Source organism: Thioclava sp. F1Mire-8 (genome assembly GCF_002213165.1).
Classification (GTDB): Bacteria; Pseudomonadota; Alphaproteobacteria; order Rhodobacterales; family Rhodobacteraceae; genus Thioclava; species Thioclava nitratireducens.
In genome coordinates, this window is sequence record NZ_NBNY01000001.1 from 996,086 (window position 1) to 1,013,188 (window position 17,103).

Annotated in this window: 16 protein-coding genes; 5 read left to right on the forward strand and 11 right to left on the reverse strand. The window is 65.0% G+C overall.

Features of this window, described 5'->3' with window-relative positions; all coding sequences use genetic code 11:
• Window positions 1-69: 69 nt before the first annotated feature.
• The 6 genes from B6V75_RS04660 to B6V75_RS04685 form a co-directional block, all read right to left on the reverse strand.
• Window positions 70-1,008: a bifunctional riboflavin kinase/FAD synthetase gene (locus B6V75_RS04660; RefSeq protein WP_075774524.1), complete on the reverse strand. Its 939-nt coding sequence runs from the start codon at window positions 1,006-1,008 to the stop codon at window positions 70-72.
• Between the two features lie 29 nt (window positions 1,009-1,037).
• Window positions 1,038-1,481 carry a MaoC family dehydratase gene (locus B6V75_RS04665; RefSeq protein WP_075774735.1) on the reverse strand — a complete coding sequence of 148 codons (444 nt, stop codon included), beginning with the start codon at window positions 1,479-1,481 and terminating at the stop codon, window positions 1,038-1,040.
• Between the two features lie 141 nt (window positions 1,482-1,622).
• Window positions 1,623-2,501 (reverse strand): TIGR01459 family HAD-type hydrolase, encoded by an 879-nt coding sequence (locus B6V75_RS04670; RefSeq protein ID WP_088718872.1) that lies wholly within the window; start codon window positions 2,499-2,501, stop codon window positions 1,623-1,625.
• 115 nt (window positions 2,502-2,616) lie between these two features.
• On the reverse strand, window positions 2,617-3,468 hold the full coding sequence (locus tag B6V75_RS04675; protein WP_088718873.1) for a CpsD/CapB family tyrosine-protein kinase: 852 nt from the start codon (window positions 3,466-3,468) through the stop codon (window positions 2,617-2,619).
• Between the two features lie 15 nt (window positions 3,469-3,483).
• Entirely contained in the window at window positions 3,484-4,992 is a 1,509-nt protein-coding gene (locus B6V75_RS04680) for a hypothetical protein (RefSeq protein ID WP_088718874.1), read from the reverse strand.
• Window positions 4,992-5,948, reverse strand: a complete 957-nt coding sequence (locus B6V75_RS04685) for an AAA family ATPase (RefSeq protein WP_240496902.1) — start codon at window positions 5,946-5,948, stop codon at window positions 4,992-4,994. Before B6V75_RS04685 ends, B6V75_RS04680 begins: the two co-directional genes overlap by 1 nt.
• A 244-nt stretch (window positions 5,949-6,192) precedes the next feature.
• On the opposite strand from B6V75_RS04685, the gene B6V75_RS04690 reads away from it, so the two are divergent.
• Together B6V75_RS04690 and xrtD are read left to right on the forward strand one after the other, a co-directional pair.
• A complete protein-coding gene (locus B6V75_RS04690) occupies window positions 6,193-8,718 on the forward strand; it encodes a tetratricopeptide repeat protein (RefSeq protein ID WP_088718876.1) in 2,526 nt (841 codons plus the stop codon).
• Between the two features lie 81 nt (window positions 8,719-8,799).
• Entirely contained in the window at window positions 8,800-10,380 is a 1,581-nt protein-coding gene (gene xrtD / locus B6V75_RS04695; protein WP_088718877.1) for a VPLPA-CTERM-specific exosortase XrtD, read from the forward strand.
• 5 nt (window positions 10,381-10,385) lie between these two features.
• On the opposite strand, the gene B6V75_RS04700 is transcribed toward xrtD, so the two are convergent.
• Together B6V75_RS04700 and B6V75_RS04705 are read right to left on the reverse strand one after the other, a co-directional pair.
• Window positions 10,386-10,655 carry a hypothetical protein gene (locus B6V75_RS04700; RefSeq protein ID WP_088718878.1) on the reverse strand — a complete coding sequence of 90 codons (270 nt, stop codon included), beginning with the start codon at window positions 10,653-10,655 and terminating at the stop codon, window positions 10,386-10,388.
• Window positions 10,656-10,837: 182 nt separating this feature from the next.
• Window positions 10,838-12,034: a glycosyltransferase family 4 protein gene (locus tag B6V75_RS04705; RefSeq protein WP_088718879.1), complete on the reverse strand. Its 1,197-nt coding sequence runs from the start codon at window positions 12,032-12,034 to the stop codon at window positions 10,838-10,840.
• A gap of 226 nt (window positions 12,035-12,260) precedes the next feature.
• On the opposite strand from B6V75_RS04705, the gene B6V75_RS04710 reads away from it, so the two are divergent.
• Entirely contained in the window at window positions 12,261-12,950 is a 690-nt protein-coding gene (locus B6V75_RS04710) for a metallophosphoesterase (protein WP_240496903.1), read from the forward strand.
• Window positions 12,951-13,025: 75 nt separating this feature from the next.
• On the opposite strand, the gene B6V75_RS04715 is transcribed toward B6V75_RS04710, so the two are convergent.
• A complete protein-coding gene (locus B6V75_RS04715; RefSeq protein WP_088718881.1) occupies window positions 13,026-13,709 on the reverse strand; it encodes a sugar transferase in 684 nt (227 codons plus the stop codon).
• A 409-nt stretch (window positions 13,710-14,118) separates the two neighbouring features.
• Here B6V75_RS04715 and B6V75_RS04720 point away from each other — a divergent pair, with 409 nt between their 5' ends.
• On the forward strand, window positions 14,119-14,433 hold the full coding sequence (locus B6V75_RS04720; RefSeq protein WP_075774515.1) for a TM2 domain-containing protein: 315 nt from the start codon (window positions 14,119-14,121) through the stop codon (window positions 14,431-14,433).
• Here B6V75_RS04720 and B6V75_RS04725 read toward each other — a convergent pair.
• Both B6V75_RS04725 and B6V75_RS04730 read right to left on the reverse strand, forming a co-directional pair.
• A complete protein-coding gene (locus tag B6V75_RS04725) occupies window positions 14,430-15,245 on the reverse strand; it encodes a DUF3445 domain-containing protein (protein WP_088718882.1) in 816 nt (271 codons plus the stop codon). The genes B6V75_RS04720 and B6V75_RS04725 overlap by 4 nt on opposite strands.
• 45 nt (window positions 15,246-15,290) lie before the next feature.
• The gene (locus B6V75_RS04730) at window positions 15,291-15,707 is read right to left on the reverse strand and encodes a DUF6314 family protein (protein ID WP_088718883.1); all 417 of its coding nucleotides are present in this window, start codon (window positions 15,705-15,707) and stop codon (window positions 15,291-15,293) included.
• Window positions 15,708-15,778: 71 nt separating this feature from the next.
• Between B6V75_RS04730 and purB the strand changes: the two genes are divergently transcribed.
• Window positions 15,779-17,083 carry an adenylosuccinate lyase gene (purB, locus tag B6V75_RS04735; protein ID WP_075774513.1) on the forward strand — a complete coding sequence of 435 codons (1,305 nt, stop codon included), beginning with the start codon at window positions 15,779-15,781 and terminating at the stop codon, window positions 17,081-17,083.
• Window positions 17,084-17,103: the final 20 nt, after the last annotated feature.

The window sequence follows — 17,103 nt, forward strand, 5'->3', positions numbered from 1 at the left end:
CTCCCGCTGGGAGGTCGGGCGCGGCCCGGGCTGGTCGCCCGGGCGGGAGTTGAGGTCGGCGTTCGCCTCTCAGCGCTCCGCCAGAATCTCCCGCGCGCGGACGCAATCGGCATCCATCTGCGCGACCAGCGCCTCGAGCCCGTCGAACTTCATCTCGGGACGCAGGAATTCGACCAGCGCGACCGAGACATGCTCGCCATAAAGGTCGCCTTTGAAATCGAAGACATAGGTTTCGAGGTTCGGGGTGTTCTCGCCGAACATCGGACGCACTCCGAGGCTCGCCGCCCCCAGATAGCTACCCTTGTAGGGACCGGTCAGCACGTCGAACTTCACCGCATAGACGCCAAGCTTGGGCAGATGCAGCCCGGCCATCGACATGTTCGCGGTCGGATAACCCAGATCGCGTCCGCGCTTGTCACCGTGGAGCACTTCGCCCTCGATCCGGTGCAGGTGACCCAGCATCGCGGCGGCATCCTCGGGACGGCCCTCGGCCAGCGCGGTGCGGATGGCGGTCGAGGACGCCTCGACCCCCTCGACATGCAGAAGCGGCGCGACGGTGACCTCGAAGCCGTATTTCGCGCCCAGCTCCGTCAGCATCGCCACGTCGCCCTCGCGCCCCTTGCCGAAGCGGAAATCGCCGCCAACCGCGACATGGGTCACGCCCAGCCCTTCGGCCAGCACTTCGCGGGCGAACATGTCGGCGCTCATATCGGCCAGTTCGTCGTTGAAGGGCAGCTCATAGAGGCGATCGACGCCGAGCTTGGCGAGCCGGTTGGCGCGCGCCTCGGGGTTCATCAGCCGGAACGGCGGCAGGGTCTTGCCGGCGCGCGCTGCGAAGAATTCGCGCGGATGGGGTTCGAAGGTGATGACGCCCAGCGGCGCATCTTTCCCGCGCGCCTGATCGATCACCGATTGATGGCCGAGATGGATGCCGTCGAAATTGCCCATCGCGACGGAGGCCCCGCGCGAGGATTTCTCCAGCGATTTCCAAGTGGTCAAGCGTTTCATCCACCCCGCCCTCCGGCGAGGTCGCCGGGTCAGTCGAACTTGCGCGAGGGCGCCAGAACCAGCGCCTCGCCTTTCACGACCACCGTATCGCCCACCGCGCAGTGGGTTTCAAGCGTGACACGGCGACGCGAATGGTCGATCGCCGTGACCTTGACCTCGGCATAGACCACATCGCCGGGGCGCACGGGAGCCATGAATTTGAGCGACTGGCCGAGATAGACCGTGCCGTGACCGGGAAGCTGCTCGCCGATCACCGCCGAGATCAGACCCGCGGTCAGCATGCCATGCGCGATTCGACCCTCGAAAATGGTGTCTTGCGCATAGGCATCGTCCAGATGGACCGGGTTATGGTCGGTGGAAACCTCCGCGAACATCTCGATGTCGCGGTCGGTGACCTCCTTGCGGAGGTAGCGCACCATGCCGATTTCCAGATCTTCGATGCAGATCGTACCACGGGGCAGGTTGTCGAGCATATCCATAGGTCCCAGCCGGAAGTTCATGTTGCACTGCGGCATAGCACAAGCGGCAGAGCGCAGGCAAGGCGCCTGCGCAACTTTTTTACCCTACCGAGACAAAAGTCGCAACAAAGTTACGTAGAGAATTTGATGCTCCCCTCAGGTCAGTTGCCCCATGCTGTAGAGTGGATCGCGCTGACGCGCCTCCAGCCAGGTGCGCAGCAGCTCCGGATTGGGGTTCTGCGGATCGGCGCCGAACTGGTCATGCGCCAGACCGCCGGTGATGAAGAGGCAATCCATCCCCTCCCCCGCGGCGCCGGCCACATCGGTATTGATCCCGTCGCCGATGGCGAGGATGCGCGCATCCTCCGCGCCGCCCAGACGGCTCAACTTGCGCCGCGCGAGATCGTAGATCGGCGGATGGGGCTTTCCGAAATACATCGCCTCGCCGCCCATTTCCTCGTAGAGCGCGGCCAAAGCGCCAGCGCAATAGATGCGCTTGTCGCCCAGATCCACGACGATATCGGGGTTCGCGCAGAGCATCGGCAACTCGCGCATCTTCGCCAGCAGGAATTTCGGGCGGTAATCCTCGGGAACTTCGTTCACCTCGTCGAAGGGACCGGTGCAGACGATACCCTCTGCATCGTCGAAATCGACGCGAGTGATCTCGGCTTGCCCCTGCCATTCTTCCGGCACCTCGGTGAAGAAGCCGTCATCCTTGGATGGCCCCAGATGCCAGACCTTCTTGCCAACGGCGCCCGCGAACATCGCATCCTGCGCGGCATCGCCGGAAGAGACGACGAGGTCATAGGCGTCGCGCGGACAGCCCAGCTTGTCGAGTGACTCCATCACGAACTTCGACGGACGCGGCGCGTTGGTCAGGAGGACGACCTTGCCGCCCTTCGCGCGAAACGCCTGCAGCGCCGCGACAGCCCCGGGGAAAGCCTCGACCCCGTTATGCAGGCAGCCCCACAGATCGCAGAACAGCGCGTCATACGAGTCGGAAATCTCGGAGAGAGAAGAGATGATGCGGGTCATATCGGCCTTTCGTCAGCAGGGTTTGGCGCGGTCCGAAGCCTCGGCCTGCGGGACCTCGCTCGCTTACCGAGGCTATATGGCACGGGCGTGACGGAAGGCAAAGCGGCGGCACCGCTCAGTTCGCGTCCGAGACGACCCCGTAACCGTAACCATAGGCATAGCCATATTCGGGGGCCGCGAAGCGGAACTTGTTGACCACCACGCCCATCACGTTGGTGCGCTCGGCCAGCTCGCGCTCGCAGATGTCGATTTCCCGGATCGTGGTCTCTTCGGTCGCGGCGATGATCAGCACGCAATCGACATGGCCGGCGAGCGAGAGCGTATCGTCGCTGACCAGCACGGGCGCGGTGTCGAAGATCATGAGGTCGGGGGCGTAGATAGCCTCGATCCGCTCCAGCGCCTCGGTCGCGCGGCGCGACTGGATCAGCTCGGCCGGGGTCGCCACCGGTTTGCTGTTTGCTCCGATCGCGAGGTTGGCGCCCAGACGCAGCGCGTGATCGGCGAACTCGGCTTCCCCTGCGAAGACGTCGGAAACCTGCGGGCCGCGCGGCGCGTCGAGCAGTTTAAGAAGCGAGGGCTTGCGGAAATCGGCCTCGATGAGCAGGGTGCGCCGCTCTTCTTGCCGTGCGAGGCTCAGCGCAAGATTGAGTGCGACGGTGGATTTCCCGCAGCCTGCCGAGGGCGAGGTGATCGCCAGCCGCCGCCAGCCATTGGCCCGCATCTGCTGCACGATCTTGGTGCGCATCAGGTCGATCGGGGCGCTCTCGGCGCTGCTGTCGGGACTGACGATGCGCTTGCCGCGCAGTCGCCCGAGGTTCGGGGCAATCGGCGTCAGCGCCTGCCACGCGTCCGCGGTGAGACTGTCACTGCCCTGATACGCTGGCGCGCGCGCGGCAGGCTCGAACGCCGTACGCCCGGTGCGGGCGGCCCGGGCCTTGGCAATCGCATCTCGAAGTCTTTCGGCCATCTCGCTCTCCTTGCCTCAGAACAGCCGGTCGAGCGGCATGTAGAACGCGCTGAACAGCACCACGACCGCGATGAACGCTGCGCCGACCATCGAGCCGGAGACCGCCACCTTGCGGCGACGGCGGCGCGCGTCTTCGGGCGCGCTCAGATAAGGCAGCGTCGCGAAAGCCGCGATGCCCAAATGGCGCTGCAGGTCTTCGGGGCGACGGATACCGGTGCTGAGCAATTCCTTCAGCGCGATCGCGACGAGGCCGAGCAGTAGCCCCACTCCGACCCCGGCCAGCGCCAGCGTCTTGCGGTTGGGTTTCACCGGCTCGCCCGGTGCCACCGCCTGATCGATCACGGTCAGCTTCTCGCCCTTGGCCAGCGACTCGATCGTGTCGCCCGTCTCGGCCACCGCGCGCGCTTGCACGGCGCTGTCGTACTGATCGGCGAGATTGTCGTGATCGCGGCGCAGCGCTTCGAGCGCCGATGCATTGGCGGGCACCTTCGCCATGGCTTCGCGAAGCTGCGCCATCTTCAAGTCAGCGGCCTCGCCCGCAGCCTGCGCCACGAAAAGCGCATCGGTCAACTCGCGCAGACGGTTCTCGAAGGCCGACTTCGCTTTCGGCAGCGGTAGCTGTGCCTGCTGCGACAACTCCTGAATTTGCGCCCCCAGCGCCGCGAGGCGCGCGTCATCAGCGGGCAGAAGAGGTTTGAGCGCGTCGCGCTGCGCTTCCAGCCGGGACAGTTCGCGGGCTGCGGGCGGGTAGATCGCGTCGCGGTCGACCTTGCGCCCTGCCGCCTCGCGCAGGCGCACCAGCCGGTCGATCTCCGTTTCGGTCTCGTTCACATGCGCGAGCCGGGTCTCCGCGTCCGCCTGCACCGCGGCGAGACGGTCGCGCAGCAGCGGCAGCTCCTCGGGCAGCGCGTCGCCATTCTCCTGCTTGAACTGCAAGATCGCCGCGGAGGATTTCGACAGCTCCGCCTCCAGCCGATCCACCTCGCGCGAGAAGAAATCGAGCGTATCGCGCGCGGCCTTGGTGCGAATATCGGCGTCTTCCTTCAGAATGCGCGTCACCAGCTCGTTCGCGACCCGCGCGGCGCGAGCCGGAGCGCCGGCGCGAAAAGACACCGTCATGAAAGTCGCGTCCTTGGGGGCGGAGCGCGATCTGCTCTGCTCGGAAATTTCGATCGCGACCGAATTCTTCAGCGCCTCGAACACTGCGTCGGCATCGCGCGCGCCGGTCTCGGTGCGCAGGTCCGGAAACAGCGCCATCCGACGCGCCATGTCGAGAAGGCTCTCACGCGAGAGCACGCGCTTGCGGATCACCTGCAGCTTGGCGTTGGTATCGGTGTGCGCGGTCGAGGCGGCGAGACGGTCGGGGATGCGATCGCCTTCGACAACCAGAAGCGCCCTGGCCTCGTAGATCGGTGTGATCATCCGTCCAGCCGCCAGCCCGACAAGCGCCCCCAGCAGCACCGCCAGCAAGAGCCAGTGGATCCGCCGGGCGAACAGGGCCGCGTAGAAGCGGAGCTCCCGCATCAGCGCCCTCCCCTGTGCAGAAAGGCGGGCGCGGGCTCCGGCTGTGAGGGACCGGGCGCAAGGCCGGCATGCCCAGCGCTTGCAGCAGAGATCGGCGCGGGTGCGATCACGCGCGGCTTGGCGCGCTGCGTCTCGACCGGGAGATAGAAGACATTGTCCTCGATCACCCTGTCGATGATCTCGCCGGTGACGATCTCCGAACGCGCCGAATAGGCATAGACCATGCCCAGATCGGCCAGCTGGTTCATCAGCCGCGGCAGGCCGCCGCAATGGGCGTGCAGTTTCTGTGCGGCCTCGGGGGTGAATATCTCCCGCGTCGCACCTGCAACCCGCAGGCGATGGGTGACATAGGGCTGCGCGCAATCGGCGGGCATCGGCCCGAGATGGAAGCCGGAAGACACACGCTGCGCGAACTGGCGCAGCTCTGGCCGCGCGATCAGGTCGCGCAGTTCCGGCTGCCCCATCAGGATCAGCTGCACCAGCTCGTCTTTGTCGGCGTTGATATTGGTGATCATGCGCAGCTCTTCGAGCACGCCCGCATCGAGGTTCTGCGCCTCGTCGATCACCACCACCACGCGCCGCCCGGCAGCATATTCCTGGATCAGAAGCTGCTGGAACCGATCGTAGATCAGGACGTAATCCTCGCCCGCCTCCACCCGCTGGCCGAGCGAGAGCATGATCCAGCGGATCACGTCATCGCGCGAGCCCCGCGCGTTGGAGACCAGAGCGATCGTTACATCCTCGGAGATGGTCGCCATCAGGTGACGCAGCAACGTCGTCTTGCCCGCCCCCACCTCTCCCGTGATGAGCGTGATCGGCGCGCGCGAGAAAAGCCCGTATTCGAGCATCGTCGCCGCGTGCTTGTGCTCTGGCGACCAGAACAGGAAGTCGGGATCGGGCAGCAGCGAAAAAGGTCGCACCGCCAGTCCGAAGAATTCGGTGTAGATTTCGTTCATGCCTGTACCGGGCCTTTGGCCTCTTGGATTTGCGCCAGTAAGCGGCATCCCCCCGCACTTCGCAAGAATTCGTGAGGAAATCGTGAGAAGTTACAGCCAAACTGTCGCAAAAACGCGTCTATCCCTCGAAAAACTGGCCTTTTAGACAGGGGTAGGATGTTCAAATCTCTTTATAGTTGACGTCGCAGCAGCTAGCCTTCTTGCCAAGCGCCGATCAGAGCGCAGCAGCAGACAGGCAAGACAGATGCCCCGATACCAGTATGCGCGCGCGAGCTGTCTCGCGCTTTGCGCAGCGCTCGCATTGAGCGGTTGCAAGAGTGACGAAGACAAGGCCGAGGCCCATTACCAATCGGCCCAGACGCTTCTGGCCGAAGGCGATCCGGTCCGCGCGATGGTCGAGCTGCGCAATGTCTTCGAATATGACGGCACGCATAAGGCCGCGCGGCGCGCCTATGCCGATCTGCTGCTGGCGCAGGGACGGCTGCAGGAAGCCTTCAGCCAGTATCTGCGCCTTCTCGAACAATATCCAGAGACCGTCGACGTCCATCGCATCCTTGCGGAGCTGTCGCTGCGCACAGGCAACCTGCCCCGCGCGCAGGAAGAGGTGGACGCGGTCAAGGAACTCGCGCCCGACGATCCCGGCGCGCAGGCGGTGCAGCTTGCGCTCGACCTGCGGGACGCCAGCCTGTCGCGCGATACCGCGCGCCGCTCCGAGATCGCAGCGACGGCCGAAGCACTGACCGAAGCGCATCCGGAGATCCTGACCGGCTGGCACGTACTGATCGACGCGCGAAACGCGGAAGGCGATGACACGGCGACGCTTACAGCCCTCGATGCCGCGCTGACCCGCGACCCGGCGCAATACCGTTTGCAGGTCCTTAGGCTGGAGCTGATCTCGAAACACGGCTCAAGCGCCGAGATCGGCGCGCAGCTCGAAGCGATGCAGAGGCTGTTCCCCGAGGATACGAAGACCCGCACCGCGCTGATCGCATGGTATGTGCTGCGCGACGATCCGGCGGGGGCCGCGCGCTTCCTGCACAAGCTCGCGACCGATCGCGACCGGCAGACGAGCGGCTATCTGGAACTGGTGCGCTTTCTGGCCCGCGCAAAAGGGGCCGACGCTGCGCGGGCGGAACTCGACTCTTTGATCGCGCAGTCGCAGGGCGAGCCGAACGAGGCGATCTTCACCGCGATGCGCGCCGATCTGGATTTTCAGGCGGGTGACCGGGCAGCGGCGCTTGCGCGGATGCAGGCACTTATCACCCGCCATCCCGACAGCGAGGAGATGCGTCAGGTCCGCACCGCTTACGCCCGGATGCTCGACCACGACGGGCAACGCGAAAAGGCGAAGGCCGAGATTGCGGCTATCCTGAAGACCGACCCGACAAACGTCCCTGCCCTGCAACAGCGCGCGACTTGGCGGATCGAGGAGGATCGCACCGATCTCGCGATCACCGATCTGCGCAGCGCCTTGCAACAGTCCCCCGACAACCCGCAGACCCTCACCCTGCTGGGCGAGACCTATCTGCGCGACGGTGCCCCCGATCTTGCGCTGGGGCAGTTCAGCCAAGCCTATGACGCGGCGGGCCGCGCCGCGCCGGAGGCGATCCGCTATGTCGATTTCCTCTTCGCGCACGACCGCGCCAGTGCCGCGCGGACGGTTCTGGCCGAGGCCGTGGAGGTCACTCCGAACAGCCCGGGCCTGCTCAAGCGACAGGCCGATCTGGCGCTGGCCGATCACGACTGGGCACTCGCCCATCGCAGTGCCGACCGGCTCGCCGCGCTTGCCGCGCCGGGCACAGAGGGGTTGGCGCAGTCGATCCGTGCCGCGATCCTCCTCGGGCGCGGGCGAAGCGAGAGCGCGATAGAGACGTTGAAAACTCTGGTGCAGGCGTCCGGCCCCGGCGACGACGGCATCACCACGGCCACGGCAGTCTCCGCAGCGGCGGTCTCGGCGGTGGTGCAGGCGCAACTGGCCTCCGGACGTGGGGCCGAGGCCCGCGCCTATCTCGACGCTCAACTGGAGCAACAGCCCGGTAATCGCGGCTTGCGCCTGCTGGCGGCCAATCTCTCCGCGATCCGGGGCGACACCGATCAGGCGGAGGCGGCGCTGCGCACACTGATGCATGAAACCCCCGCCGATCCGCGTCCCGCGCGCCAGCTCTATCGCCTGCTTGCGTCCCAAGGGCGCGAAGGCGACGCGCTTGCGGTGATCCAGACCGCTCTGGAGAAGGCTCCGCAGGCCGATCCGGTGCTACTGCTCTACCGGGCACGGTCGGAAGAGAAATCGGGCCGGTTCGACGCGGCGATCGCGACCTATGACGATCTCTACACGCGCGACAGCAGCGACCTGATTGTCGCCAATAACCTTGCGAGCCTGCTGAGCAGCCATCGCGACGACCGGCCCAGCCTCGAGCGCGCGGCCCGGATCGCGAAACGCTTCCGCGAGCGACCTGAACCTGCCTTCAAGGACACCTATGGCTGGACAGAATACCGGCTGGGAAATTACGGCGCCGCGCGCCCCCTTCTTGCCGCTGCCGCGGCCGGGCTCCCGGAGAACGCGCTGGCGCAATATCACTACGCTGCCGTGCTGATAGCGCTGGAAGAGACCGACCTCGCCGAGGCCGCCTTGCGCGATGCGCTGCGCTTGGCCGGCGCGCCACTGCCGCCCGCCATGCAAGGCGCGCAGGAGCAGCTTGCAGCGCTGACCGGGACCGCGCGGGCGGGCTCGTCGGGCAACACCCCGCGCCGGGCCCCGGACCAGCGCTGATTTTGTCTTTGGATCAAAGCTCTCGCAGGGTAAGCTCATGTGAAAGCGCCGCGTCAGACGGCCTATGAGCGAGCAGTCGAGATGATCACCACGAGCCCCCCTCTGCGCGAGGTGCGTGCCCTGCCATGGGGCACGCTCGGCCTGCTTTCGCTGGCCGTCCTTTCCTATCCGTTCTTCGCACTGGGGCTGGCCAGCCTCGGGGCTGCGTGGTCCACGCCGGAATACAGCCACGGGCCGCTGATCCCGCTGATTTCGCTCTATCTTTTCGCGCGCGAACTGCACCACGCGCCGCTGCAACTGGACGCCCGCCCGCAGCGCTGGCAAGGCGTCACGGTGATCGCAGTGGCGCTCTCCCTCGCTGTCTTCGGCGCGCGCGCGCAGATCGCCGACCTCGTGACCTATGCGCTGATTATCTGGACGATGGGCGTGGTGCTGCTGAGCATGGGCTGGCAGGCGGGCAAGCGCCATTGGAAGCCGGTGCTGCATCTGATCTTCATGCTGCCGCTGCCGCAGATTCTCTACTGGAAACTCACCATCGCCCTCCAGCTCGTCTCGTCCGAGCTGGGTGTGATGCTGGTGCGCGCCGCTGACATTCCAGTGCATCTGAGCGGCAACGTCATCGACCTCGGCGTCTACAAGCTGCAGGTGGCCGATGCCTGTTCGGGGCTGCGCTATCTCTTCCCGATCCTCAGCTTTTCCTACCTGTTCGGAATTCTCTATCGCGGGCCGTTCTGGCATAAGGCGGTGCTCTTCGCGATGGCCGCGCCGCTGACGGTGGGGCTCAATTCCCTGCGCATCGGTATGGTCGCGATCCTCGTCGACGCTTACGGCATCGAGCAGGCCGAGGGCTTTCTGCATGTCTTCGAGGGTTGGGTGATCTTCGGCGCGGCGATCGCCATCCTCAGCCTCACCGCGATCGGGCTGCAGCGGCTCGTGTCCGAGCCGAAACCGCTCTCCGAGGCGCTCGATCTGGACTATCGCCGCTTTGCGCCTGAGGCACGCCGCTTGCGCAATCTCGCACCGTCGCGCGATCTGGGGTTGGCGGTCATCCTCACGGGGGGCGCGCTGGTGCTCTGGTCGGGCCTGCCGCAGATGACGACGCTCCCGCCGGAGCGCGCGCCCCTGTCGTCCTTCCCGACGCAGATCGATAGCTGGCAGGGCACGCGCCGCCCGCTGGAGCCTGCGACCGAGCAAGTCCTAGCGGCGAGCGATTATCTCAACGCGGTCTATGCCGATCCCGCTCAGAACGCGCCGGTGAACCTGTTCGTCGCCTGGTATGCCGATCAGAGCCAAGGCGACGGCATCCATTCGCCCGAGGTGTGCCTGCCCGTCGGTGGCTGGGAGGTCAGCGCCTTCCGCCCGCATCGCATCGCCCTGCCCCACCGCGCGCCCTTCGAGATCAACCGCGCGATCATCACCAAGGGGCTCAACAGGCAACTGGTGTATTACTGGTTCGACGGACGTGGCCGCGCGATGACGAGTGACTGGCGCGCGAAGCTGTCGGTGATCGCGGATGGCCTCACGCGCGGACGAACCGATGGCGCGCTGGTACGCTATGTCACGCCGATCCGCCGCGACGAGGATATCCGCGCGGCCGACCGGCGCCTTACACGTTTCATCGGACAGTCGCTGCCCAGGCTGAGCACCTCGATTCCAGAGTGACGGGCTTACGAGCCCAGCGCGACGGTCCCGCCCCAGCAGCCCGGGATCGGTTTACGGGTGTCGAAGACGAGCGGACATGTTTCCACGGCTTTGATCGCGCGGTCCACGCGCGCATCTGCCATCGCAGGCGTCAGCCCGATCGCGAGCGCATGGGCCACCGGATCGTAAAGCGAGCGGCCCGTCTGACCGGGCATCGAAGTCGGAGCGGTTTCGCGCAAATCACCCGCGAAAGAAGAGCTGGCCACACCGGTCACAACCAGTGCGGCAAACGCCACCGCCGATGTCCTCCAATGCGCCATACAGGTTCCAAGCCGAATGCCGAATGAAACAGCGCGAACCGCAACGCTGCTCGCCCCTTGAGTTTGTGGCGCAATTGGGGCCGCGCGCAACTGGAATCTTGGCGAAAATCAAGCGAAAGTAACGATTTAGGAGAAACAGTTTAGCCTGATCTCAGGCTTTATTTCTCCATCTTGGAGAATATCCGGTCATAGGCCGAAAGGAGCTGTCGCGCCGAGAAATCCCAGGACAGCGCATCGAGCACCCGCGCCCGGCCCAGCCGACCCATCGAACGCGCGCGCTCGGGCGCCTCGATCAGCGCCGCGATCCGGGCGGCGAAGTCCTTCGGATCATTGGCACGTGCATAAAGCGCGGCCTCCCCTGCAGAGGCCCGCCCTTCGGTCAGGTCGAACTGCACCAAAGGCTTCTCGAGCGTCATGTATTCCATGACCTTGTTCATGGTGGAAATGTCGTTCATCGCGTTTTTCGGATCGGGCGCGACGCCGATATCGATCGCATTCATCGCCGCGAGCATCTCTTCGCCGTAAAGCGGGCCGGTGAAGGTGAAAGACTCGCTCAGGCCCCGCGCGGCGACGTCGGCCTCCACGTTAGGCAGTTCGGGGCCGAAGCCCACGATCACCACATGTAGATCGGTATGGCCGAGTTTGCGCACCAGATGCTCCACCGCCTGAACCAGAAGGTCCATCCCCTCCTGCTGCCCGATCACGCCGATATAGCCAAGCACGGTCTTCGCGCCCCTGCGGTAGGCGGGATCGCCGGGCCCGGGCAGGAAGGTCTCGACGCGCGGGGCGGAGCGGACGACGAAGACGTCCTCGGGGGCCATGCCACCGCGGGTGATCGCGATCTTGCGGAAGCTCTCATTGGTGGCCATCGACACCGAGGCGCTGGCGAAGGTGATCCGCTCCCAGATGCGCATCACGGCCCAGAGGAGCCCCTTCTTGCCAAACTTGGCCTCGAACAGCTCAGGGCAGACGTCGTGATGGTCGAACATGTAGCGCACGCCCGACAGCCGGTAGCGCCACGCCAGAAGCCAGATCAGGTCGGGCGGGTTGCAGCCTTGGATCACGTCGAAGCCGCGCTCGCGCTTCACCTGTTTCGCCAGCCGGAACCACGCCTTGATCGCGTGCCAGTATTCCCGCGCATAGGCGACCGCGCCGGAATGGGCTTCGGGTGGTGCGGGATGGCGGTAGATATGGATGCCCTCGATCTCTTCATAAGCCGCGTCCCAGCCGCGCCCCATCGGACAGATCACCGAGACCTCGTAGCCCGCGGCGCGCAATGTCGTGGCCTCCAGCCAGACCCTGCGATCCAGCGGCACCGGCAGGTTCTCCACCACGATCAGAATGCGTCTCGCCATGCCGCTTAAGACCCGCCCTTGCCACGGGGGCGGTTTGCCGCCCATTTTTATGTGAGCCCCTTTCGCTCACGTCTTGCGACGGTTATGTCCCAGCCACGCGTTGGTTTCCACCCCGCATAACTCCGGATTTCCCCATATGTTGCGCTCTCTACTCTCCCGTCTCAAACCAGAGACCGCTCCCTCCTCGGCACCCAATGGTCTGCCCCGTCCGGAGGCGCCGATCTGCGTGATCGGGGACCTTCACGGCCGCGCAGATCTCTTGGCCAAGATGTTCGAGCGGATCGGGCAGGAACCGGAAGGCGCGAAGGCCCGGATCATCACGCTCGGCGACATGATCGACCGCGGCCCGAATTCGGCGCGGGTGCTGGCGACACTCCATGCGGCGCAGCTTGCGAACCCCTCGCGGATGATCTGTCTGATGGGCAATCACGAGCGGATGATGCTCGATTTCCTGCTCGCGCCCGACGCACGCACGGCCGGCTGGCTGCGCGTCGGTGGGGCGCAGACGCTGCAAAGCTATGGCATCGCGCCGCCCGATCCCAACGAGACCGACCTCGAGGTGCTCGACGCGGTGCGGATGAATCTCGCGCGTGCGCTGGGGCCCGATCTGCTGGCCTGGCTCGATGCGCGGCCCGCGATGTGGCGCGAGGGGCGGTTCGCCGCGACCCATGCCGGGGCCGATCCCTATCACCCGATGGAACGCCAAAGCCGCGATGCGCTGCTCTGGGGCCATCCCCGTTTCGGACAGATGACCCGGCGCGACGGGGTCTGGATCGCATTCGGCCATTGGGTCGTCGATCAACCCATGGCCGATCAGGGCCGCATCGCGGTCGATACCGGCGCCTATGAAACCGGGCTCCTGAGCGCAGCATGGCTCGACAAGGGCGGGCTGCGCTTCCTGCAAGTCGCGAATTGAACCAAGACGGGCGCCCCGATGGGAGCGCCCGTTGGCAGGTTACAAGCCGTCTCTCTCTCGCAACCGGTGTCGGAATTACTTTCCCGTCTGGCGCAGCACCACGGCGACGGTCATCACGCAGAGCCACAGATCGGTCAGCAGCGACAGTTTCGCGTAATAGCGTTCGTCGAAGCGCACACGGTCCACGAAGGCGGTGGTCGAACGCCCGGCGACCTGCCACAGCCCGGTGATGCCGGGGCGCATCTTGTAATAGGCCCGGCCCATGGCGCCTTTGTAGCTAGCCTCCTGATCGAGCATGAAGGGGCGCGGCCCCACGAGGCTCATCGAACCGAAGAGCACGTTGAAAAACTGCGGCAGCTCATCGAGGCTGGTGCGGCGCAGGAAGCGGCCGATACGCGTGATACGCGGATCGTCGTCGAGCTTCTGGTTCACCGACCATTCCAGCGCGAGCGCCGGGTTTTCGTTGCACATACGCACGAGCTGCGCCTCGGCATCGACATGCATGGTGCGCAGCTTGTAGCAGCGGAACCGCTTGCCGCCCTGCCCGACGCGTATCTGCGAATAGAAGGCGGGACCGCCATCGGCGCGCACTGCGAGCGCCAGAAGCGCGATCAGCGGCAGCAGAACCGGAAGGATCGCGACCACGGCGAGAATGTCGAACAGGCGCTTTCCCATGCCTTCGTAGCGCAGAATACGCGCTCCTGTCCGGGTCGCGCCCGTCGCATTCGCCAGTTCGAAGTTGGTCGAGAGATCCGACATTTTCTTCCCTATTGACTGCCTCAAAGTGCGAACCTTCGAGCCCGCTTTTCTTTAACCCGGTTTTTACCTTTGATTCGTCCATAATTGTGACGAAAGCCGCCAATTGTTGCGGCTCCGGCCCATAAACGGATCTCGATAAAAAATCACAAGTCGTTGATCACCGTTTTTTATCTTGTTGTTTTATATGTTACATTTCTTCCTGACTGCGGTAATCCGCAGCCTCTCTGCACTCGCGCATAAGGCGACTAGCGCAAAATTGACCCTAGGTAATCTTTGGTTAAATCGGCATGAAACCGGACAGCATCGCACGCTCTCGATATGGTGGATTTTCGCCCCCTCCTGATCGCGCCCCTCTTGATCGCGCGGCACAACTGCCCATATCGGCTGGGAAGATGTTATGGAGATTAACATGACTCGAGACGATGCCCGCGCGCTCTATATCGAGCAGCGCGTCGCGAATGAGAAGAAGTCGGCCCTGCTGGGCTATGTGCTGTGGTTCATGCTGCCCATGCTTGGCGTGCACCGGATGTATATGGGGCGCGTCTTCTCCGGCGTGGTGATGCTGGCGCTGACCGGGATCGGCACGCTTCTGTCGCCCATCCTGATCGGCTTCATCCCGCTCGGCCTTGCAGGCCTGTGGTGGCTGATCGACGCGCTGCTGATCCCCGGCATGGTCTCGCAGGATATGGCAGAGACGCGCTGGCGGCTGATGCAGGAAGCTTAATCCGCCTGCCGGATCGGGTGCTCGGCCAAGGCCTGCGCCTGATCCGGGCTCAGGCTTTCCGGTCGCACGACCTGCGTGTGGATCGAGAAGACCACGGCATTTGTGCGCGGCAGCCGGAACAGGCATTGCCGCTCCACCCTAATATAAGGGGCGTCGGCGGGCGCGTGGGCGAATTCGTATTCCGAGCGTGGATCATGCAGATGTGCCGCCGAGCGCGAGGCGGTCCCGCGCATCAGCCCCCTGCCCTCACGCACGCCATCGAGCAAGCGCTGCACCCGCTTGCCGAGATCGTCGGTGTAGAGCTCGATCGGTTCGTGAATGCGCATCATCGGGCGCATGAATTTCTCGCGCAGCGTCCAGCCCGACGGGAAACACAGCACACCGCCGGTTAGCACATGCTCGGGATGGCCGAACGCGTCGGGGTCGGCTTCCATCAGGCATAGATCGCATTGCAGCAGCCGCCCGAGCGTCGCGAGCGGGTCCGTGCGATCCAGCGCGACCACCGCCCCATCGGGCCGCGTGACCGTCTCCGCACTGCAGGCAAATCCCAGCGCCGGAAGCATCGGCAGGATCAGATCGTAGAGCTCCTCCGCCGCAGGTCGTCCGTGCTCCGACAGGCCCAGCACCAGATCGCGCGCCTCCCCGATCAGCCGGTCGCGCAGGCCCATCTGGGCGGCGTAGGCATCATCGACCTCCAGCCAGTCCTCATATGTCACCGGGATCACACCTGGCAGCCGCCGCGTGCGCGGATCGGCCCAAGGCGCGAAGCTCAGGCGGTTTTGCAGGATCGGTGTGGCGACAAGGTCTTTCATCCCCGCAGATTGCCGCGCGCCGCGGCCCTCGACAAGAGGCCCTCGTCAGGGCTGCCCCGCGCTGCGCACATAATCCGAGATCATCTGGTAATCCTTGCGCGGCCCCTGCACCCGCCAGATCGCCCGCCATGCGGGCCAGGCCTCGAAATCGTAGCTGACGCGGTAGTCATCGGGATCGCACCAATGGCTTGCGGTGGGCTTCAGCGGATCGAAGCTGTGGAAAGGCCGCCCATCCTCGAACGCGACCGCGATCTGCCCCGCCTCCAGCCGCCAGAAATAGCTGCGCTCGGCATGAAAGCTCTGGCCGCCCGGCATCATCAACTCGCCGCTCTCGCGATAATGCAACCCGACCCCTTCGGGCGCGAAACTGGCGCGGCCCTTGAACCGGGCCTCGGTGCCATCCGCATGCAGAATACGGCGCGTCAGCACCCAGTCCCCCTCGAAATCCGACAGCTGCGGCATTGGCTCTCCCTTGCCCCAAAGGCAGGTGCAGTCTAACAAGCGCGCAACCACACGCAATCAAGAGGCCGCCGATGATCCCGCGTTATGCCCGCAAAGAGATGGTCGACATCTGGGAACCCGCCACCAAGTTCAAGATCTGGTACGAGATCGAGGCGCATGCCTGCGACGCTCAGGCCGAGCTGGGCGTGATCCCGAAAGAGAATGCCGAGGCCGTCTGGAAGGCCAAGGATGTCGAATTCGACGTCGACCGCATCGACGAGATCGAAGCCGTCACCAAGCATGACGTGATCGCTTTCCTCACCCATCTGGCCGAGCACGTGGGCAGCGACGAAGCGCGCTTCGTCCACCAGGGCATGACCTCGTCGGATGTGCTCGACACCTGCCTCAACGTGCAGCTGGTACGCGCCGCCGATATCCTCTTGGCCGATCTCGACAAGGTTCTGGCGGCGCTGAAGAAGCGCGCCTACGAGCACAAGGACACGGTGCGCGTGGGCCGCTCGCACGGCATCCATGCCGAGCCCACCACGATGGGCCTGACCTTCGCGCGCTTCTACGCCGAGATGGACCGCAACAAGGCGCGCCTCGCGGCCGCCCGCGAAGAAGTCGCCACCGGCGCGATCTCGGGCGCTGTCGGCACCTTCGCCAATATCGACCCGCGCGTCGAAGAACATGTCTGCAAGATGCTGGGTCTGCGCCCCGAGCCGATCTCGACGCAGGTGATCCCGCGCGACCGTCACGCGATGTTCTTCGCGACGCTGGGCGTCATCGCCTCGTCGATCGAGAACGTCGCGATCGAAATCCGCCACATGCAGCGCACTGAAGTGCTCGAAGGCGCGGAATTCTTCTCGATGGGCCAGAAGGGATCTTCGGCGATGCCGCACAAGAAGAACCCGGTCCTGACCGAGAACCTCACCGGCCTCGCCCGCCTCGTGCGGATGACAGTGATCCCGGCGATGGAGAACGTGGCGCTCTGGCACGAGCGTGACATCTCGCACAGCTCGGTCGAGCGCGGGATCGCCCCCGACGCCACCGTGACGCTGGACTTCGCGCTGAACCGTCTCGCCGGTGTCGTCGACAAGATGATTATCTACCCCGAGAACATGCTGGAGAACATGAACAAGTTCCCCGGCCTCGTGATGAGCCAGCGCGTCCTGCTGGCGCTGACCCAGGCTGGCGTATCGCGCGAAGACGCCTATGCGATGGTGCAGCGCAATGCGCTGAAGGTCTGGGAAGACCGCGTCGATTTCCGCGAGCAGCTGCTGGCCGACAAGGACGTCGTGGCCGCGCTCGGCGTGGACGGCATCAACGAAAAATTCGACATGGGCTACCATACCAAGCATGTCGACACGATTTTTGCCCGCGTTTTCGGCGAATAATCGAGACCCAAGCCCGTTTC